Annotated in this window: 19 protein-coding genes; 7 read left to right on the top strand and 12 right to left on the bottom strand. The window is 73.8% G+C overall.

Features of this window, described 5'->3' with window-relative positions; translation table 11 throughout:
• The first annotated feature begins 63 nt into the window (after window positions 1-63).
• Complete coding sequence (locus ACSNN8_RS28795) at window positions 64-774, top strand: helix-turn-helix domain-containing protein (protein WP_436652906.1); 711 nt, start codon at window positions 64-66, stop codon at window positions 772-774.
• Here ACSNN8_RS28795 and ACSNN8_RS28790 read toward each other — a convergent pair.
• The 4 genes from ACSNN8_RS28790 to ACSNN8_RS28775 all read right to left on the bottom strand — a co-directional run bounded on the left by ACSNN8_RS28790 (window position 756) and on the right by ACSNN8_RS28775 (window position 4,087).
• Window positions 756-1,331, bottom strand: coding sequence for a dihydrofolate reductase family protein (locus tag ACSNN8_RS28790; protein ID WP_436652904.1), 576 nt, complete (start codon window positions 1,329-1,331; stop codon window positions 756-758). The genes ACSNN8_RS28795 and ACSNN8_RS28790 overlap by 19 nt on opposite strands.
• 85 nt (window positions 1,332-1,416) lie before the next feature.
• A complete protein-coding gene (locus ACSNN8_RS28785) occupies window positions 1,417-2,370 on the bottom strand; it encodes a LacI family DNA-binding transcriptional regulator (RefSeq protein ID WP_436652902.1) in 954 nt (317 codons plus the stop codon).
• Window positions 2,363-2,563, bottom strand: a complete 201-nt coding sequence (locus ACSNN8_RS28780; protein WP_436652900.1) for a hypothetical protein — start codon at window positions 2,561-2,563, stop codon at window positions 2,363-2,365. The genes ACSNN8_RS28785 and ACSNN8_RS28780 overlap by 8 nt, the downstream gene beginning before the upstream one ends.
• A gap of 354 nt (window positions 2,564-2,917) precedes the next feature.
• Window positions 2,918-4,087, bottom strand: a complete 1,170-nt coding sequence (locus ACSNN8_RS28775) for an acyltransferase family protein (protein ID WP_436652899.1) — start codon at window positions 4,085-4,087, stop codon at window positions 2,918-2,920.
• Window positions 4,088-4,536: 449 nt separating this feature from the next.
• Between ACSNN8_RS28775 and ACSNN8_RS28770 the strand changes: the two genes are divergently transcribed.
• Entirely contained in the window at window positions 4,537-4,947 is a 411-nt protein-coding gene (locus tag ACSNN8_RS28770; protein ID WP_436652898.1) for a hypothetical protein, read from the top strand.
• Between the two features lie 75 nt (window positions 4,948-5,022).
• On the opposite strand, the gene ACSNN8_RS28765 is transcribed toward ACSNN8_RS28770, so the two are convergent.
• Window positions 5,023-6,609, bottom strand: coding sequence for an MFS transporter (locus ACSNN8_RS28765; protein ID WP_436652897.1), 1,587 nt, complete (start codon window positions 6,607-6,609; stop codon window positions 5,023-5,025).
• A 106-nt stretch (window positions 6,610-6,715) separates the two neighbouring features.
• On the opposite strand from ACSNN8_RS28765, the gene ACSNN8_RS28760 reads away from it, so the two are divergent.
• Window positions 6,716-8,359 carry a diguanylate cyclase domain-containing protein gene (locus tag ACSNN8_RS28760; RefSeq protein WP_436652895.1) on the top strand — a complete coding sequence of 548 codons (1,644 nt, stop codon included), beginning with the start codon at window positions 6,716-6,718 and terminating at the stop codon, window positions 8,357-8,359.
• The gene (locus ACSNN8_RS28755) at window positions 8,356-9,558 is read left to right on the top strand and encodes a helix-turn-helix domain-containing protein (RefSeq protein WP_436652893.1); all 1,203 of its coding nucleotides are present in this window, start codon (window positions 8,356-8,358) and stop codon (window positions 9,556-9,558) included. Before ACSNN8_RS28760 ends, ACSNN8_RS28755 begins: the two co-directional genes overlap by 4 nt.
• On the opposite strand, the gene ACSNN8_RS28750 is transcribed toward ACSNN8_RS28755, so the two are convergent.
• The gene (locus ACSNN8_RS28750) at window positions 9,539-10,147 is read right to left on the bottom strand and encodes a DUF998 domain-containing protein (RefSeq protein WP_436652891.1); all 609 of its coding nucleotides are present in this window, start codon (window positions 10,145-10,147) and stop codon (window positions 9,539-9,541) included. The two genes, ACSNN8_RS28755 and ACSNN8_RS28750, sit on opposite strands and share 20 nt — an antisense overlap.
• A gap of 7 nt (window positions 10,148-10,154) precedes the next feature.
• Complete coding sequence (locus ACSNN8_RS28745) at window positions 10,155-10,775, bottom strand: alpha/beta hydrolase (protein ID WP_436652889.1); 621 nt, start codon at window positions 10,773-10,775, stop codon at window positions 10,155-10,157.
• 916 nt (window positions 10,776-11,691) lie between these two features.
• Between ACSNN8_RS28745 and ACSNN8_RS28740 the strand changes: the two genes are divergently transcribed.
• On the top strand, window positions 11,692-12,201 hold the full coding sequence (locus tag ACSNN8_RS28740; RefSeq protein WP_436652888.1) for a GNAT family N-acetyltransferase: 510 nt from the start codon (window positions 11,692-11,694) through the stop codon (window positions 12,199-12,201).
• On the opposite strand, the gene ACSNN8_RS28735 is transcribed toward ACSNN8_RS28740, so the two are convergent.
• Window positions 12,116-13,573, bottom strand: coding sequence for an MDR family MFS transporter (locus ACSNN8_RS28735; protein WP_436652887.1), 1,458 nt, complete (start codon window positions 13,571-13,573; stop codon window positions 12,116-12,118). The two genes, ACSNN8_RS28740 and ACSNN8_RS28735, sit on opposite strands and share 86 nt — an antisense overlap.
• 68 nt (window positions 13,574-13,641) lie before the next feature.
• On the opposite strand from ACSNN8_RS28735, the gene ACSNN8_RS28730 reads away from it, so the two are divergent.
• Both ACSNN8_RS28730 and ACSNN8_RS28725 read left to right on the top strand, forming a co-directional pair.
• On the top strand, window positions 13,642-14,229 hold the full coding sequence (locus ACSNN8_RS28730) for a TetR/AcrR family transcriptional regulator (protein ID WP_436652885.1): 588 nt from the start codon (window positions 13,642-13,644) through the stop codon (window positions 14,227-14,229).
• Window positions 14,230-14,292: 63 nt separating this feature from the next.
• The gene (locus ACSNN8_RS28725; protein ID WP_436652884.1) at window positions 14,293-15,585 is read left to right on the top strand and encodes a diguanylate cyclase domain-containing protein; all 1,293 of its coding nucleotides are present in this window, start codon (window positions 14,293-14,295) and stop codon (window positions 15,583-15,585) included.
• On the opposite strand, the gene ACSNN8_RS28720 is transcribed toward ACSNN8_RS28725, so the two are convergent.
• Genes ACSNN8_RS28720 through ACSNN8_RS28705 form a run of 4 tightly spaced genes read right to left on the bottom strand, consistent with a single transcriptional unit; the run spans window position 15,582 to window position 18,842 of the window.
• Window positions 15,582-16,517 (bottom strand): glycine betaine ABC transporter substrate-binding protein, encoded by a 936-nt coding sequence (locus ACSNN8_RS28720; protein ID WP_436652882.1) that lies wholly within the window; start codon window positions 16,515-16,517, stop codon window positions 15,582-15,584. The genes ACSNN8_RS28725 and ACSNN8_RS28720 overlap by 4 nt on opposite strands.
• Window positions 16,518-16,528: 11 nt before the next feature.
• A complete protein-coding gene (locus tag ACSNN8_RS28715; protein ID WP_436652881.1) occupies window positions 16,529-17,188 on the bottom strand; it encodes an ABC transporter permease in 660 nt (219 codons plus the stop codon).
• Window positions 17,185-17,835, bottom strand: a complete 651-nt coding sequence (locus tag ACSNN8_RS28710; protein WP_436652880.1) for an ABC transporter permease — start codon at window positions 17,833-17,835, stop codon at window positions 17,185-17,187. Before ACSNN8_RS28710 ends, ACSNN8_RS28715 begins: the two co-directional genes overlap by 4 nt.
• Window positions 17,832-18,842: an ABC transporter ATP-binding protein gene (locus ACSNN8_RS28705; protein WP_436652878.1), complete on the bottom strand. Its 1,011-nt coding sequence runs from the start codon at window positions 18,840-18,842 to the stop codon at window positions 17,832-17,834. Before ACSNN8_RS28705 ends, ACSNN8_RS28710 begins: the two co-directional genes overlap by 4 nt.
• Window positions 18,843-18,862: the final 20 nt, after the last annotated feature.

The following is an 18,862-nucleotide window of genomic DNA, read 5'->3' as shown; positions in this document are numbered from 1 at the left end:
CCGCTCCCGGCCGGTTCCGCGGACGGGTTCGATCCGCACCCGGCGAGCACGTATCCTTCGGCGGTGGGGCTGCGGTTCGAGACACGCCGGTCCGACTCGCCGTGGGCCGACGCCGTGTGGACCTGCACCAGCGAGCAGGTCACCACCATGACGTCGGTCGCCGGGGTGCGGTGGGGCCTGGTGTTCTGGGAGCAGGACGGCCGGACGCACGCGGGCATCACGGGCCCCGGCACCCGCACCGGCACGGCGCCGGTGCCGGAGGGCGCGACGTTCACGGGCATCGAGTTCGCGGTCGGCACCCGGTTGCGGGCCGTGCCCCCGCCGGCGCTGGTCGACGGGGGGATCCCGCTGCCGGGCACGACGCGGCGCAGGTTCCGGCTGGACGGCGCGAGCTGGGAGACGCCCGGCCCCGACGACGCCGAGGCCCTGGTCGGCAGCCTGGTCCGGGCGGGGGTCGTCGTCCGCGACCGGCTCGTCGCCGACGTGCTGCGGGGGCACCGCCCGGACACCTCGGGGCGTACGGTCGAACGCCGGTTCCGCGCCGTGACCGGGCTGACGCGGGGCGCGGTCCGGCAGATCGAGCGGGCCCGCACGGCGGCGGAGCTGCTGGCCGCGGGCGACCCGGCTGCCGAGGTGGTCGCCAAGCTCGGCTATTTCGACGAGCCGCACCTGGCGCGAGCCCTGCGCTCCTATGTGGGCCGCACCGCCGGGCAGCTGCGCGAGGGCGCAGGCGGTGCGATCGGCCTCGACCTCGCTCAGCGCCGGACGTCGTAGACCAGCTTGAGGATCCCGTTCGCGTAGCTCTGCGACTCGCGCAGCGTCAGCATGTACTTGTCCCGGTCGGCCCGGCCGAACAGGCTCTTGCCGGCGCCGAGCAGCACGGGGAAGACGAGCAGGTGGTACCGGTCGATCAGCCCCGCGTCCGACAGCCGCCGGGCCAGCTCCGCGCTGCCGTGGATGAAGACGGCGCCACCCTCGCTCTGCCGGAGCGCGGCGACGTCCTCGGTGGAGCGCAGGATCGTCGTCGGCCCCCACCCGTCGACGAGCGCGTCGTCGGGCAGCGTGGCCGAGACCACGTACTTGGGCAGCTCCTTGTAGCCGGCGTGGTCCTGCGAGCCCGGCCAGACCGGCGCGAACGCCTCGTAGCTGCGGCGGCCGAACATCAGAGCCGTCGTGCCGGCCATCTCCTCGCCCTTGAGCGACCACGCCTCCGGCACGAACTCGAGGTCCTGGAACACCCACCCGCCGCTGCGGTGCCCCTCCTGCGGCCCGCCGGGCGAGTCCACCACGCCGTCGAGCGACATGAAGCCGGTGTAGACCAGGTCACGCATGGTGAGTCCCCTTCTGCTCGGGCGAGCTGCCGGGTCCACCGTAGAGCGGGGCGAGGCGCCCGTCTTGGACGGAAACGACAGCCGGCTATCCGAGCGCCGCGGTGCTGCCGCGCACGATCAGACGGGTGGCGAGCTCCGTGCTGGCCGGCGCGGCCTCGTCGCCGCGGGACAGCTGCAGCACGGTGCGGGCGGCGAGCCGGCCCATGTCGCGCAGCGGCTGACGCACGGTGGTCAGCGGGGGAGAGGCCCACCGGGCGAGCGGCACGTCGTCGAAGCCCACGACGCTGAGGTCGCCGGGGATCCGCAGGCCGAGCCGCCGGGCCGCCTCGTAGACGCCGAGCGCGATCTGGTCGCTGGACGCGAAGACGGCCGTCGGGCGGTCGGCGCGGTCGAGCAGGCGCCGCCCGGCGTCGAGCCCGGTGGCGTACGAGTATTCGCCGTGCTCGACGGGTGCGGTGTCGCCGAGCAGTGAGCGGAAACCGTCGATGCGGGCCCGGGTGCACAGCAGCAGCGGCGAGCCGGCGATCATCGCGATCCGCCGGTGGCCGAGGCCGGCCAGGTGCGCGGCGGCGGCCCGCGCGCCCGCCCAGTTGGTCGCGCCGACGGCGGGCGACGACAGCGGGCGCGCCGCGGGGTCGACCACCACCACCGGCACGCCGCGCCGCTCCAGCGCCTCGGTGAGCCGCCGGCTGCCGCTGGTGGCCGCGAGCATCACGCCGTCCGACGGCGCCTCGACGACCCGCGCGCCGCCCATCGCCACGAGCCCCACCCCGGCGTCCTGGGCGACCGACTCCATCCCGCGCAGCTGTTCCAGCTCCCAGGCGCAGTCGATCTCGGGGAAGATGACGTGGATGACCCCGGCGGCGCTCCGCTTGTGCGACGCCCGCGGCCGGTAGGAGTGGCGCCGCAGCAGCTCGTCGACCCGTTGCCGCGTCGACGGGGCGACCTGGCCGAAGCCGTTGAGCACCCGCGACACCGTGGCCACCGACACGCCGGCGTCGTGCGCGATCTCGTCCAGCGTGATGCGTCGCTCAGGCATGGGTCCACTCCCCGCAGGAGAGCCGGTCGGTGAGCACCGGCGGCACCAGCGTGGTCGTGGGCGCGCCGGCCGTCAACAGCATTTCGACCGCCATTCGCCCGAGCAGCGCCGCCGGCACCTGCACGTTGGTCAGCGGGGTGGCCGACGTGTTCCACGCACAGCGCGGCCGCCCGCTCGAAGTCCAGGTCCACATAGGTCAGCCCCCATGGGTCGGCCGGCACGCCGAGCACGCTCGGCCGGCTCAGGTCCCGCAGCGTCGGCACCCGCGCGTCGTCGGTCTCGACGTCCATGACGATGAGCCCGTCGACGAGCGCGCTGCCCGCACCCGGGGCCATGCGTCACATCCCAGGAGGGGGGCGGCCCGCATCGGTAAGGCGTCCTCCCGGTCGCTGCCGCGCCCGGCCCGTTCCCGCTGCGGGCCGCCCGCCCGCCTTTCGAAGCGCTTCGACACGGCGGCGAACGTGTCGTCGTGTTTCGGCGGTTGACGCATTGTCCACCCGGGCCTCCCGGGCCCGTCAAGATATTGTCCTCGATGGACCGGACCGGGTCACCGCATGCCGAACAGCAGCCGGGTCACCCGGGTGCGCCGCACGACCAGCTCGTACACCGCGAACATCACCACGAACGAGCAGCTCACGATCGCCGCGTACTTCACCGCGATCGGCGCGTCCCACCGCACGACGAAGAACGCGACCGCCACCACGATCGGCTGGTGCAGGATGTAGAGCGGCAACGCCGCCGCGCCGAGATAGCCGTAGACCCCGGCGCGCCGGCCCGCGGGGCCCGGCCCGCCCGTCCGGCGCCGGTCGAGCAACCCGAGGATGGCCACCAGCCAGCACCATCCCGCCACCGAGAACAGCACCCGCGCCAGCACGGCGTGCGCGGTCAGATCGGTGAACGGATCACCGTCGGCCGTGCTCAGCGCCGCCCCCGCCGCGCCGAACAGCACGACGCCCGCGAACGCCGCCACCCTCGCCTCCCGGCGCATCGCCTCGCGGAAGCGGTCGTCCCCGGCCAGCGCGAACCCGTACAGGAAGAACATCAGGTACGCCCACCGGCTCCACCCCGCGAACGCCTCCTCCATGCCCAGCACCGCGCCGATGACCGCCAGCGGCAGGGCCGGCGCCACCAGCACCGTCCACCGTGGCACCTGCGCCGGCCGCCACCCCGGCAGCCACCTCACGAGCGGCGCCAGCATCAGCGAGAACGCCAGCAGCAACACGACGAACCACAGGTGCCCGGTCTCGAAGTGCTCACCCTGCAGCAGGAACGGAAAGTCCGGGACCGACACCCGTACGTCGAAGAAGCGCGGCAGGAACTCCCAGTACGACTCGTGGTACCCCGGATCGGCAGCCCGGAGCCGCAGCCATTGCGGCAGCGGAAGGATCGTCAGCGTGGCGAACACCAACGGGACGCCCAGCCGCAGCAGCCTCTCCCGGACGAACCCGCCGGCCCCGCGCCGCCCGATCGAATGCCACGCCCCGAGCCCCGCGATGAGGAACAGCGCCGGCATCGCCCACACCACGCCCAGCCCCGCCACCCACGTGACCGCCTCGGTGGTCTGCGCGTTCTTGACGTAGAAGTCGTCGCGGGTGTCGAACACCAGCGCCGCATGAAAGAACACCAGCCCCAGCACCACGACGAGCCGGATCGCGTCAAGCTCCGGCCGCCTGGTCGCCTTCACATCCGGGGCCGTCGTCTCCCGTGGTTCCGCCATCGCGCCTCCCCGGCCCAGAATGCCAGCGCCGTGCCACCTCGACCCTCATCAGCCGTGCCATGCGCGACGCCGGCGCCCCGACTGCCGCGTACACCTCAGTTCCATCGCGGCGACCGACCGACAGACTAGGTTCCTAGGATGCCCTACGGGCAGGGGCGTGGGCCGCATTCTCGGGACTGCGTACGCCGGGATGTCTGACCGTCGACGCCTCGTGGTCGGGCGGGGTGCGCGTCACCGGGGACACCGCCGGCACGGTGAGCGTCCGGTACGGCGATCGGCGCGTAGAGGTGGCCGTTCAAGCCGGGGAGCAGGACGCTCCAGGCCCGTGAAGGGCGCTACCCGTACGGCCCGGATGATCTCTATCGGGTAATAGCCGTGGCGGTTTCGCCCTTTTTGGGGCTTACGTGGTTATCTGATCTTGCAAGTCGTCATGACGAGAAAGGAATCAGATGAACCGCATTACCCGTCTTCTCGCCATCACCGGCCTCGGGCTGGGCATCGCCGCGACGGTCGGGGCCGGTCCGGCTCAGGCCACCACCGGCACCGCGCAGGGCGCCGCGTCCAGCACCGCCGCCACGTCCGGGGCCCACTACGACTGGGACGACGAGGAGGTCGTCGGCTACTTCCGTTCGCTGCGCGCCTGCGAGCGGGTCGGCCGGCTGGGCGAGCTCCGCGGCCGCTGGGACGACTACGACTGCGACCGGGCCGGCTTCGGCTGGGGCCGTGGCTCGTGGGTCCTGACGGTCGATGACTTCAACGGTCGCTGGGACCGCCGCAACTGGTACGGCGGCTGGTACAACGGCTACCGCGGCGGCGACTTCCGGGGTGGCTTCCTGAACTTCGTCAACTTCCACCGCTGAGGTTTCCGCGAAGTAGCGGGCCACACCCCTTCAGGGGTGTGGCCCGTCGCCGTTCCCGGCCCCCGGCGGCGCGCGTCAGTCCCGGCCGGCCCGGGCCGAGAACAGGTGGCTCGCGTGCGGCGGCCCGTCGGCGAGGGCCTGCGCGCGTTCCTCGGCCTCGCGGTCGAGGCCGGTGAGGCGGCCCTCGTGCTGCCGCCGGTGCTCGTCCCAGCTGTCCACCACGTACGCCTCGACGAAGCGGCCCGGCTGCTCGCCGTCGCGGAAGAGCCCCCACCGGACGGCTCCGGTGCGCAGCCGGCTGCGACGCACCGCCTCCATCGCCTCGGCGAACTCCTCCTCGCGCTCCGGGCTCACCGGGTAGGAGACCGTGACGAGCACGGGCCCCTCGTGGCTGTCGGGCTCCATCTCGAGGTGCGGCTCGGGCCAGAACACCGCGGGGTCCAGGTCGAGCCCGGCGGTTTCGCGCATCGGCCACCAGCGCTGGGTGGCGACGCCCGCGCCCATCAGCGCGGCGGCCGACACGTACGCCACGACCAGACCGGACGCGTCCGACAGCGCGCCCCACACCAGGGCGCCCACGGCCTGCCCGGCGGCGAAGACCATCTGGTAGACGGCGAGCCCGCGGGCGCGCACCCAACCGGGCAGCACGAGCTGCATCGAGGCGTTCACGCTGGAGAGCACGAGCACCCAGGCGACACCGGCCGGCACGAGCGCGACCGTGACGGCGACCTCGGAACGTACGAGGCCCAGCACCACCAGGGCCGCGGCGAAGATCAGGCCGGCGACCGACATGAGGGTGTTCAGCGGCCAGCGGGCGCGCAGCCGGGGCAGCAGCACGGCGGCGGCGACCGCGCCCGCCCCGATCGCGCCGAGCAGGATCCCGTACCCGCCGGAGCCGAGGCCGAGGCGCCGGCTGGCCACCAGCGGCAGCAGGGCGAACAGCGCGCTGCCGGGCACCAGGAACAGCCCCGCCCGTAGCAGGATCCGTTTGACCAGCGGCGCGTGCCGCACATAGCGGCCGCCCGCGCGGACGGCGGCGGCGAACCGCTCGGGCGCGCGGACCGCGTCGGTGACCGGCGGGCGCCACCGCCAGAGGACGTACGCGAAGATCACGAACGACAGCGTGTTGAGCGCGAAGACGGCGCCCACCCCGGTCCGCGCGACGAGCACGCCGGCGATCGCCGGTCCGACCGCGCGGGCCAGGTTCATGCTGATCGCCCCGAGCGCCGAGGCGTTGGGCAGCTGCGCGCGCGGCACCAGCTCGGGAATGATCGCCTGCCAGGCCGGCGCGGTCACCGCCTGCCCGGCGCCGAGCACGAACGTCAGGGTCAGCAGCAGCGTCGCGGGCATCCGGCCGGCGAACGTCAGCACGGTCAGCAGCCCGCACGCCGCGACCAGGAACAGCTGGGTCGCCATCAGCAGCCGCCGCCGGTCGAACGTGTCGGCCAGCGCACCGGCCGGCAGCGCGAACACGGCGATCGGCAGCGTGCTCGCCGTCTGCACGACCGCGATCAGCGTGTCGGTGCCCGACTGCTCGACCAGCAGCCACTGGGCGCCGACGGTCTGCATCCAGGCGCCGATGTTGCTTGCCAGCAACGCCAGCCACAGATTGCGGAACACGACGATGCGCAGCGGCCCCCACGCCGACGGGTCAGCGGTCACCGCCGGTGCCTACCCCGTCCCGACGGGGACAACCGCTCAAGAATCCGCGGGCCCTGCCGATCAGAGGGGGACGCCCCCGTCGCCGCGACCACGAGGACCCACACGGATGAAGGCAACCGGCCGCCGTAGCTGGATCGGCCTCGCGCTGGTCCTGGCCGTGCTCGTCGGCGGCTCGGCCACGTCGTGGCTGGTGATGCTCGAGGTGCGGCAGGTGCAGCAGCGGCACGCCGGGTTGCTCATGGACCACAACGCCGACGCGATCCAGCGCGCCGTCATCGACGAGGCCGCCCGCTACACCGAGACGCTGGCCGACCTGAGCGCCTCCGTGGGCACCCAGACCGACTTCAACGCCACCGACTTCGCCTCGATCACCTCCCGGCTCAGCCGCAACCGGCTGCCCGGCGCCAGCGCGGTCAGCTTCGTCGTGCCCGCGCAGACCAGCGAGGTGCCGCAGGTGCAGAACCTGTGGCGCGAACGCGGCGCCGCGGGCCTGCGGCTGAAGGCCGCCGGCGACGCCGACCAGCACCTGTTCGTGGTCTTCAGCCGCACGTTCGACGACGTCACCCCCAGCATCGGCCGGGACCTGAGCCAGGCCGACGAGCCGGACGCGGCGCTGCGGTCCGCGCGCGCCAGCGGCCAGCCCACGATCAGCCACCCGTACGTGCTGTTCAAGGACCGCGCCCTGCCGTCCACGCTGCGACAGCAGTCGTTCCTGCTGGCCGCGCCCGTCGTGCGGGCCGCCGGAACGGCCGGGGCCGGGGAGTTCCTCGGCTGGATGGTGCTGTCGATGCGCGGCGCCGACTTCGTCAACGAGACCCTGCAGACGTACGCCGGGGCGCTGGTCCGCGTGACGCTCAGCGACCTGCAGCAGTCCGCCGTGACGGTGGTCGCCTCCACCCGCACGTCCGCCGCCCTGCTGCCCGACCCCGGCCTGCGCCGGATGCGCACCACCTGGGTCGGCGAGCGGCAGTGGCAGATCGACGTGCAGCCCACCACCCGGCTGTTCAGCGACACCGACCGCCGCCTGCCGGTCGCCTCGCTGTGCATCGGGCTGCTGGTGACCGTGCTCGCCGGGGTGCTGGCCGACTCCCGGCGCCGCGCCCTCAAGCGCGTCGACCAGGCCACCGCCGCGCTGCGCCGCGACATCGACCAGCGCAAGTCGGTCGAGGCCCGGCTGCGCGAGAGCGAGGACGCGCTGCGCCGCCTCGCGCTGCACGACTCGCTCACCGGGCTGGCCAACCGCACGCTGTTCGCCGAGCGTCTCGGCCACGCGCTGCGCGCGCAGGCCCGCTCCGGCGAGCCGCTCGCGGTGTTCTTCATCGACCTGGACGGGTTCAAGGCCGTCAACGACGGGCTGGGCCACAGCGCCGGCGACGTGCTGCTCACCGAGGCGGCGCGGCGCCTGGAGCAGTGCGCCCGCGCCAGCGACACCGTGGCCCGCCTGGGCGGCGACGAGTTCGCGATGCTCGCCGACGGGCTGACCGGCGACGACGACGCCGAGGCCATCGCGCAGCGCATCGTGGCGGGGCTGCGGGCGCCGTACGACATCGACGGCCAGCCGGTGACGATCAGCTGCAGCGCCGGCGTCGCGATCTCCCCGCCCGGCGCCGCGTTCGACGCGGAGAGCCTGGTGCACGCCGCCGACGAGGCGATGTACGCGGCGAAGGCCGCCGGCAAGAACCGGTTCGTGATCAGCCGGTACAGGCATGTACCACCCGTGGAGCCGGCGGGATTACCGTCGGGCACATGACGCCACGACCCCACGCCGGCCCCGAGGTCGGCGGCCGCATCCGGGCGCGCCGCCTGATGCGGGGCTGGAGCATCCGGTTCGCGGCGAGCCGGGCCGGTGTCTCGCACGCCACCTGGAGCCGCATCGAACGGGGGCTGCAGGCGACGGGCAACCGGTTCACGCTCGCCGACATCGCCCGCGCGCTCGAATGCCACCCGGACGAGCTGGCCGGCGCGCCGGTGCCCGCCGCCGACCGGCAGGCCTCCGCGGCGCTGGCGGGCGTGCACGCCGTACGCCAGGCCCTGATCGACATCGACCCGGCCGAGCCGGCGCCCGGGCTCGCCGCGCCGCTGCCGGTGCTGGCCCGCTCGGCCGAGCTGGCCGAGTCGCTGCTGCAGACGTGCGACTACGCCGGGGCGGTGCGCCTGCTGCCCGGGCTGCTGCGCGACCTGCACGCCGAGACCGCCGGCCCGGACGGCCGCCGGGCGTACCGGCTGCTCTGCTCGGCCGCCCACACCGCCTCGTCGGTGCTGCGCAACCTCGGCCTGCCCGCGGACGCGTGGCTGGCCGCCGAACGCTGCCGGGAGGCGGCCGAGGGTGCGGACGACCCGGTGCTGCGCGGCTATGCGACGTACGCCCGGGCGAGCGCGGCCGCCGCGGCCGGCTCCTACCAGCGGGCCCTGACCCTGGCCGAACGCGGCGCCGACGACCTGCGCCCGCACAGCGCCCGCCCCGGCGGCGCGGAGGTGCTGGGCACGCTGCACCTGATGTGCGCGATGGCAGGGCAGGGCAGCGGACGCCCGGACGAGAGCCGTGCCTTCTCGGCCGAGGCCGCCGCGCTCGCCCGGCGCACCGGCGAGGCGCCCACCACCATGGGGCTGTTCTTCGGGCCCACCAACGTCGCCATCTGGCGCATCACCATCGAGGTCGAGGAGGGCGACCCCGGCCGCGCCGTGGAGATCGCCCGGCACACCACGCCCGCGGCCGTGCCCATCGGCATCCGGCAGGTCTACTACTACGCCGACACCGCGCGGGCGCTCGCCCAGCTGCGCACCGCCGACCGCGAGGCCGTCCGGTTGCTGCTCAACGCCGAACGGGTGGCGCCCCAGCACGTGCACACCTCCGCCGCGGTCGCCGAGACCGTACGGACGCTGCTCGAACGCTCCTCACGCCGGGCGGGCGGCACCGAGCTGCGCGGCCTCAGCGCCCGCCTCTCCTGACGCCCCGCGAGCCGGTCAGCAGGGCCGTGCCGACCAGCCAGCTCACCGCGACGGCCAGCACCAGCCGCTCGACCAGCGCGCCGAAGCCGCTGCGCCCCACCACCAGCATCGTCACCCCGAGCGTCGCACCCAGCGGCACCATCAGGACCACGCCGACGCCCGCCAGCCGCCTGGCCGCGGTGCGCAGGTCCGACAACCAGATCAGCGCCATCGCACCCGCCAGCACCACCAGCCCCACCACGCTGGCAGCGGTGTGCACCACGTCGGCCACCGTCGTCGGCTCGTACGGCGGCAGCGGGCACCGGTCCGTGCACGCCACCACCCCCGAGGTGGCCGCCAGCACCGACGCCACCAGCAGCGCCGCGCTCACCGCCCTCAACGACCGCAGCGCCGCCCCCAGCAGCGCCACGCCCACGGCGAGCAGGACGAGACCGCAGCGGTACGGGAACGGGTACGGCTGCCCCGCCGTGCCCGCCTCACTGACGTACCCGTCCCACCAGCTCCCTGCCGGCGCCACCAGCGCGACCAGCATGGTCACCGCCCCGGCCGTCACCGCCGCGGCGCTGCCGATCGCCGTCCCCCTGCTCACCCGTCCATCATGATCGACACAGGTGCCGCGCGAAGAACCGCACCGCGTTGTCCGCCTCGAACCGCGGCAGCTCCACGTGCCGTCCCGGGTTCGCGTGCAACGACTTCTCCGCCGAGCCGAACGCGTCGAACAGCGCCAGCCCCGCCTCCCTCGGCACGAGCTCGTCGTCCCACTGCAGCGCGAACTCCACCGGCACGGTGACCCGCGCGGCCAGCTCCGCCCGGTCGTCGCTCAGCCCGATCAGCCCCAGCGCCGCCGCCCGTACCCGCGGTTCGGCCGCCACGACCGCCAGCCCGACCGCCGCCCCCATCGACACGCCCCAGAACCCGGCCGGCCCGCCCGGAGCCAGCAGGTCGATTGCCGCCCGCCACTCCGGAACGGCTCGCCCCGCCACCTCGGCGTTCCCGATCTGCCGCGAGGGGTGGTCGCCGTGGCCGGGCGCGTCCAGCGCGACGACTCGGAAGCCGGCCGCCACCAGAAGCCCGGCCCGCCCCACGACGCTCGGCGCCCCGCGGTGCTGCCCGCCGCCGTGGGCGACAAGGATCAGCGGGCCGTCGCCGGTCGCAGGTTCCCACACCGTGCAGGGAACGTCGTCGTGGACTCGGAGGTGCCGCTCTGTGAAGGTCATGATGTGCCTCTCGGGATGCCTGTGGGGGGCTCTCCCGGTGGCGCTCAGCGGAGCGTCGCGGAACCGGGGAGGGCCCGACCGTGTGGTGCTGCTGCGTTGATCGGTCTCACCTCCTCGGGTGCGGGTGCGGCTGGGGCTTCGCGCCGGAGTGATCGGCGGATCGCCGCCGAACCGTAGCAGACGGCGGGTTGTCCACAGGCGACCGCGGGGGTGGGTCGCGGCGACGTAGGCTCGGCCCCGGCCCCGGCCCCGGCCCCGGCCCCGGCCCCGGCCCTTGGGTGGGCGGGGGAGGCGGTGGCCCACCGCGATCTTGAAACGGTGAGCCGGTCGCCGGGTGAGGCGATCATGTGGGCGCCGGAGTCCCGGATGCGGCGATCGTGAGCGTCGGGCGCAAAGACGCGACTGCGGGGATCGGGGACGGGCTCGCCGGCTTGCCGCGCTGCCTGTGATCGGACTCGGGGGTGGCTCCGGGGCGCGGGGCGTCGCTCGTTCGACGGGGAGCTGGGGCATGCGTGGCGCAACGACGGGCGATCGGCAACCGGCCGAGGTCGAGCTGCGGCCGGCCGGACCCGCGGGTCGACCGGCACGTCGGCGGGGGTGTGCGGCAGGCCGTGCTGGCGCACGGGAGGAGAGCTGGAGGCGACCGGAGGGGCGACGCGGGCGGTCAGGCTGCAGGCGAAAGGCGGGCCGACGCGAGCGGGTGGGACCGGCTGCGACCGGAGCGGCCAAGGCGTGCGGGTGACTGGGTCGACCGGAGCAACCAAGGCAGGGCGGTGGCCGCGTCGACCGGAGGCGCTGAGGTGGACGGTGGCTGGGTCGATCGGAGGTGCCAAGTCGGGCGGGCGGCTCGGGGGGATCAAGGGGACCGCAGCGGCGCGGGGCACGAGGCAAAGCGCGCGTGGCAGGATGTGGGGCCGTGAAGCGATCGGTACGTTTCGTCCCCCTGCCGCAAGCCGTGCTGGAAGCGCTCCTCGCGGGCGACCTCACCAAGGCCCGTGAGATGACGGGAGTTCCGCTCTCGGAGTGGTTCCTGTCCGACGAGGTGACCTGGCTGTGGCGGATGCGGCGGAACCAGATCGCGGCGGATCCACGCGCGGCGGACTGGGTGGTGCGGGCGGCGGTGTCGGTTCCGGACGGGACGGTGGTGGGGGCGGGCGGCTTCCACGGGCCGCCGGACGACGCGGGCATGGTGGAGATCGGGTACAGCACGGACCCGGCCCATCGGCGGCGGGGTTACGCGAAGGCGATGGTGTCGGAACTGTTGCGCTGGGCGGCGAGCGAGCCGGCAGTGCGTACGGTCCGGGCCAGCATCAGCCCGGCCAACGCGGCGTCGCTGGCGACTATTGCCGGCTTCGGGTTCGCTCACGTGGGGGAGCAATGGGATCCCGAGGACGGTCAGGAGCTCCTGTACGAGCGGGCGCCGTAGGCGGGGCGGCGGCCAGGTCGACGCGGCCGGGCAGGACGAAGGACACCAGCACGGCGACGCCGGTGAAGCCGACGGTCCACCAGAAGGCGACGTCGAACGCGGCCGCGGGGGAGCCGGTGCGGGTGGCGGAGGTCGCGAGGACGACGGCGAGCAGGGCCACGCCGGCGGAGCCGCCGACCTGCTGGGCGATGCGGGTGACGATGCTGGCGTGCGGCACCTCGTCGTGGGACAGGCCGACGAACGCGACGGCCATCAGCGGGATGATGACCGTGCCGAGGCCGAGACCGCGGACGAACAGCGCCGCCAGCAGCGCGGCGCGGTTGTCGGTGAGCGCGAACGGCACGGTGGCGAGCCCGACGACGGCGAAGCCGGCGATCGACACGGCGCGGGCGCCGATGCGGTCGAGCAGACGGACGGCGACCGTACGGCTGAGCAGCGAGCCGACGCCCTGCGGAATGAGCAGCAGGCCGGCGGTCAGGGCGTCGGTGCCGTGCAGTTGCTGCCAGTAGAGCGGCAGCAGCAGCATCGCCCCGTACAGGGAGGCGCCGGACAGGAACATCAGCGCGGTCGCCGCCCACGTCGGGCGCGAGCGCAGCACCTGCAGGTCGACGAGCGCGTCGCCGCGGCGGCGCAGCGCCCACAGCACGAAGGCGACCAGCAGCGCCGCGCCGCCGGCCATCGGGGCGAGCACGTCGGCGCGGGCGAGGCCGCCGTGTCCGGCGACGTTGGACAGGCCCCACAGCAGCGCGACGAGCGCGGGCGACAGCAGCGCCAGACCCACGGCGTCGAGCCGTACGCGGCGGGCCGGCTCGTCGGCGGCGATCAGCCGGTGGGCCAGCACCAGACCCGTCAGGCAGAGCGGCACGTTGACCAGGAACAGCCAGCGCCAGTCGCCGGCGCCGAGGATCAGCCCGCCGATGACGGGTCCGAGGATCGGCCCGAGCGCCGTGGGCAGCGCGACGATCGACATCAGCCGGCTGCGGTCGGCGCCCTGCGCGGCCTGCATGATCATGGTGACCATCAGCGGCATCATCGCCCCGCCGCCGGCGCCCTGCACCACGCGGAAGGCGATCAGGCTGGGCGCGTCCCAAGCGAGCGAGCAGAGCACCGAGCCGAGCAGGAACACGGTGAGCGCCGCCAGCCAGAGCCGCTTGGCGCCCAGGCGGCTCTGCAGCCAGCCGACCGTCGGGATGACGACGCCGAGAGCCAGCAGGTACGCGGTGCTGACCCATTGGATGGTGCCGACCCCGGCGTGCAGATCGGCCGCCAGGTCGTGCAGCGCGACGCTGACGATCGTGGAGTCGAGGATCACCGCGACGCCGCCGGTCAGCACGGCGACGGTGGTGCGCAGGGTTTGCCGGTCGAGGGCCATGGAACCGCCTTAAGATACGCGGATGTATCTAACGGCTCGACGGTAGGCGGTCGCGCTAAGATACGCAAGTGACTCTTAAGACCCGTCGGCGCGGCGCCGAGCTCGAGGACGCGATCGTCGCGGCCGCCTGGGACGTGCTGGTCGAGAGCGGCTACCCAGGCTTCACGTACGAGGCGATCGCCGCGCGCGCCGGCACGAGCCGTCCGGTGCTCTACCGGCGCTGGCCGCAGCGCGAGGACCTGCTGCTGGCCACGCTGAACCGGGTCTGGTTCTCGCACGCGATCCCGCTGCCCGACACCGGCAACCTGCGCGACGACGTGATCGGCTTCCTGCGCAACGCCGACGCCGGCCGCACCCGGCTGCTGACGACGATCAGCGTGCAGCTGATGGACTACTTCCGCGAGAGCGGCAGCAACTTCGGCGAGCTGCGCGACCGGCTCCGCGCGCCGGGGCAGCCGACCGGTCTCGAACGGCTCGTCGCCCGCGCGGCCGAGCGCGGCGAGCTGCCCGCCGTGCCGCGCTCACCGCGGGTCGTGAACCTGCCGTTCGACCTGCTGCGCCACGAGATGTTCATGACGCTGCGCCCGGTGCCCGCCGAGGTGATCACCGAGATCGTGGACGACGTCTGGCTGCCGCTGCTGCGCTCGGTCGCCTGAGCGCGTCCGGCGCGGGCGGTCCGCGCGGCGCGCGACGACCGGATCCGCCGGACGTGGCGGCTGGTGACGGCCTCGCTCTGCCTCGCGCTGGCCACGCCGGCGCTGTTCGTGTTCGTCACCGGGGCACGGCCGTTCCCGCAGCCGGGCGACGGCGCCCACATGGGCTTCGTGCTGCTGCTGTTCGCCGCGCTGCTGTCGTACCCGCTGCGGGCGGCCGGCCGCCGCCAGCGGTGGAAGGCGGCGCTCGACTCGGCCACCGTGGCGCTGGGCGGCTCGATGGTGCTGTGGTACCTGGCGATCGGCCCTGCGCTGGACCGCGGCGACGCCTCGTTCCGGCTGGTGCTCGCCGCCGCCGCGTACCCGATGGTGGACCTGCTCGTGCTGTTCGCGCTCGCCCGGGTGCTGCTGCGCGGCGCCGAGCGCGGCGCCCGCCGGCCCCTGCTGCTGCTGGGCGCCGGGGTGGTGGCGCTGCTCGCCGGCGATGCGTACCTCGGCTACACGCAGGCGCACAGCGGGGTCGTGGAGCGTACGCCGTGGCAGTTCGCCTGCTGGCTGACCATGCACCTGCTGCTCGCGTGCGGCGCGGTCGAGCAGTGCCGCCGACCCGCTGACGCAGCCGCGCGGGACGAGCCTGTCCGCGGCGGTCTGGCCACCAAGCTGCCCTACCTGGCGATCGGGGTCGGGTACGCGCTGATGGCGGTGGCCGCCGCCCGGCAGGGCGAGCTGTACCCGTGGGCGGGCCTGGTCGCCGGCGGCGTGGCGATCACCGGCCTGGTGGTGGCCCGGCAGATGCTGGCGCAGCACGAGATCGAGGAGGCCGCGGCGACCGACGCGCTGACCGGCCTGGCCAACCGCGCCCGGGTGCACCGCGAGCTGGGGCGGCTGCTGGAGCGGCCCGGACGCACCGCGGGCGTGCTGCTGATCGACCTGAACGGCTTCAAACCCGTCAACGACTCGCTCGGGCACGCGGCGGGCGACCGGCTGCTGGTCGCGGTGGCCGACGTGCTGCGGGCGAGCGTGCGCGGCGACGACCTGGCCGGCCGGCTCGGCGGCGACGAGTTCGTGGTCGTGCTCGACGCCGTCTCCGGCGCGGACGAGGCGGTGGCCGTGGCGCGACGGGTCACGGAGGCCCTGGACAGCCCGGTCGTCATCGCGGAGACGCCGGTGCGCATCACGGCCAGCATCGGTGTGGCGGTGTGCGAGACCGGGACGCTCGGCGCCGACGCGGCGCTGCACCGCGCCGACGTCGCGATGTATCACGCGAAGCGCAGCGGGAGCGCGTACGAGGTGTGGAAGGCCGGGGAACGCAGCGCCGCCCGGGCCGTGGGCCCGGGCGGCGTGCGGCGAAGCGGCTAGGAGAGGCCGTTCTCGGACAGCCAGCCCTTGGCGACCGTCGCGGTGTCCTGCTTGTCGACCTGCACCTTGGCCAGCGTGGCCGTGAGGTTCTCGGTCGTCAGCTTCGCCGAGACGGCGTTGAGCGCCGAGGTCACGGTCGGGTTGTTCGCCGACGTGCGGATCAGCGGGATGATGTTCTCGGCCAGGTACAGGTTGCGCGGGTCCTCGAGCACGACCAGCTTGTTGGTGGCGATCGCCGAGTCGGTCGAGAAGATGTTGCCGACGTCGATCTGGCCCTTGACCAGCGCGTTGACGGTCAGCGGGCCGCCCGCGTCGAGCGGCTTGAACTCCTTGAACTTGACCCCGTACAGGCTCTCCAGGCCCTTGAGGCCCTGGTAGCGCTCCTGCCACTCGGGGCCGGCGCCGATGGTGAGCTGGCCGGCGACCGGCTTGAGGTCGTCGATCGTCTTGAGCTTGAACTTGGTCGCCGTCTCCTGGGTGACGGTGAGCGTGTCCTTGTCCTCGGCGGCGGACTGCTCGAGCACCTCGGTGCCCGACGGCAGCACCTTCTTGAGCGCGGCCAGCACGTCCTCGGGCTTGCTGACGCCCTCGGGCGCGCCGCCCTTGGCCAGCGCCGACAGCAGCGCGCCGTTGTACTCGGGCAGCAGGTCGATCGAGCCGTCCTGCAGGGCCTTGAGGTACAGCTCGCGGGCGCCGATGTTGAACTGGCGCTTGACGGTCACGCCCTTGGCCTCGAGGGCCTGCGCGTAGATCTCGCCGAGCAGCTCGCTCTCGGCGAAGTTCGCCGAGCCCACGGTGATGGTGCCGGGCGCCGCGCTGCTGCCGCCGCCGGAGTCGTTGGCCAGCGGGTCCTCGTCGGCGCCGCAGGCGGTGAGGGCGACGGTCAGGGCGACGGCGACGCCTGCCAGACCGAGTCGGCCAAAGCGTTTCATGGGTGAACCCTTCATTTGGAGGCCCGCATACCGGGCGAGACGATCCAGCGCTGTGCGAGCGCCAGGACCAGGTCGAGCAGTACGGCCAGCACCGCGACGACGATGGCGCCGGCCAGCACGCGGGAGTAGTCGTTGACGGCCAGCCCGTCGATCAGCAGCCGGCCCAGCCCGCCGAGCCCGACGGCGGCGGCCACGGTGGCGGTGGCGACCACCTGCAGGGCGGCGCTGCGGAAGCCGCTCATCAGCACCGGCAGGGCCATCGGCAGCTCGACGCGGGTGAGCACCTGCCACGGCCGCATGCCCACGCCCCGGGCGGCGTCGACGACCCGCTGGTCCAGCGAGCGCAGCCCGGCGTACGCGGAGGTCAGGATCGGCGGGATGACCAGCACGGTCAGCGCGATCAGCACCGGGAGCAGACCCAGCCCGAGCAGCGTGACCATCAGCATCAGCAGGCCGAGCGTCGGCAGCGAGCGGCCGGCGTTGCCCGCGTTGATGGCGATGAACGAGCCCCGGCCGGTGTGGCCGATGTAGAGGCCCACCGGCAACGCGATCACCGTGCCGATCGCGAGCGCCAGGAAGACGTACCAGAGGTGGGACAGGATCAGCTGCGGGATGCTGCCCGTGGCGCCCAGCTCCCAGTGCGCCGCGTCGAGGAGGTACGTGAGGTTCACGCCCGGCTCCCCTGGAAGCGGGTCCACGGCGTGACCGCGCGCTGGATCAGCACGATGATCAGGTCGGCGATGCCGGCGAGCGCCACGGACAGGATGATGCCGACCAGGATCGGCTCCAGGTAGAACAGCTGGAAGCCCCGGGTGAACAGTTGGCCCAGCCCGCCGACGCCGATCAGCGCGCCGACGCTGACCAGGCTGATGTTGGCGACGGTGGCGACCCGCAGGCCCGCCAGGATGACCGGCAGCGCGACCGGCAGCTCCACGTCGAGCAGCCGCCGCAGCCGGCGGTAGCCCATCGCGGTGGCGCTCTCGACGACGAGCCGGTCGACCGAGCGCAGGCCGTCGGCGACCGTGCGCGCCAGCAGCGCCACGGTGTAGATGGTCAGCGCGACCACGATGTTCAGCGGCGACAGGATCCTGGTGCCCAGCACGACCGGCAGGAACACGAACAGCGCCAGCGACGGGATCGAGTAGAGCACCCCGGCCACGTTCACCAGCGGGTGGTAGAGCCACGGGAACCGCACGCCCAGGTAGCCGATCGGCAGCGCGATGACGAAGCCGAGCAGCACCGGGATCAGCGCGAGGGTGATGTGCTGGCGCAGCGCCGCCCACACGACCTCGGAGTTGTTGGACAGATAAGTGATCATGAGGGTCGCCGGGCCGCCAGGTAGTCGACGAGGTCGTGGTGCGGCGCGATGCCGTCGGCGACCCCGTCGGCGTCCACCCGCACGGCGATGCCCACCGGCGAGAGGATCGCGAGGTCGGCGACCAGCCGCAGCGAGTCGGTCGCGGTGAACGTGCCGCCCGTGGGCTGCACACCGGAGCCCGTCTTCCAGCCCTGCGGCCGACCGGCGTCGTCGAGCACGAGCTCGGCGGGCACCGGGCGCACCGGCAGCCCGGACGCGTCGTCGAACGACAGGCTGCGCAGCCCCCGGTCGCGCCCGACGAACTCCGCGACGAACTCGTCGGCGGGCGCCGCGAGCAGCTCCTGCGGGGTGCCGACCTGGGCGAGCACGCCGCCCTGCCGGAAGATCGCGACCACGTCCCCCAGTTTGATCGCCTCGTCGATGTCGTGGGTGACCATCGCGATGGTCTTGCCGAGATCGCTCTGCAGCCGCAGGAACTCGCGGTGCAGCCCCTCGCGCACGACCGGGTCGACCGCGCTGAACGGCTCGTCCATCAGCATGATGGGCGGGTCGGCGGCGAGCGCCCGCGCCACGCCGACGCGCTGCTGCTGGCCGCCGGAGAGCTGGGCCGGGTAGCGCTTGGCGAACTCGGCGGACAGGCCCACGCGCTCGAGCAGGCCGAGCGCGGCGGAACGGGCCTCGCGGCGGGTCTTGCCGAGCAGCACCGGCACGGTCGCCACATTGTCGAGCACCGTGCGGTGCGGGAACAGGCCCGCGTTCTGGATCACGTAGCCGATGCCGCGCCGCAGCAGCGCCTCGTCCTGCTGCGCGACGTCCTTGCCGTCGATCAGCACGCGGCCGGAGGTCGGGTCGATCATCCTATTGATCATGCGGAGCGAGGTCGTCTTGCCGCAGCCGGACGGCCCGACGAAGACCGTCATCTTGCCGGTGGGCAGTTCGAGCGAGACGTGGTCGACAGCCGTGCTCCCGCCGGGGTAGACCTTCACGACATCGTCGAATGTGATCATGGCGCTCCACTTCTTGAATA

Origin of the sequence: Actinoplanes sp. URMC 104 (genome assembly GCF_051386375.1) — a bacterium.
Taxonomy (GTDB): Bacteria; Actinomycetota; Actinomycetes; order Mycobacteriales; family Micromonosporaceae; genus Actinoplanes.
The sequence above is the reverse complement of the archived record's forward strand: the minus strand, read 5'-3'. Positions and strand labels throughout refer to the sequence as shown.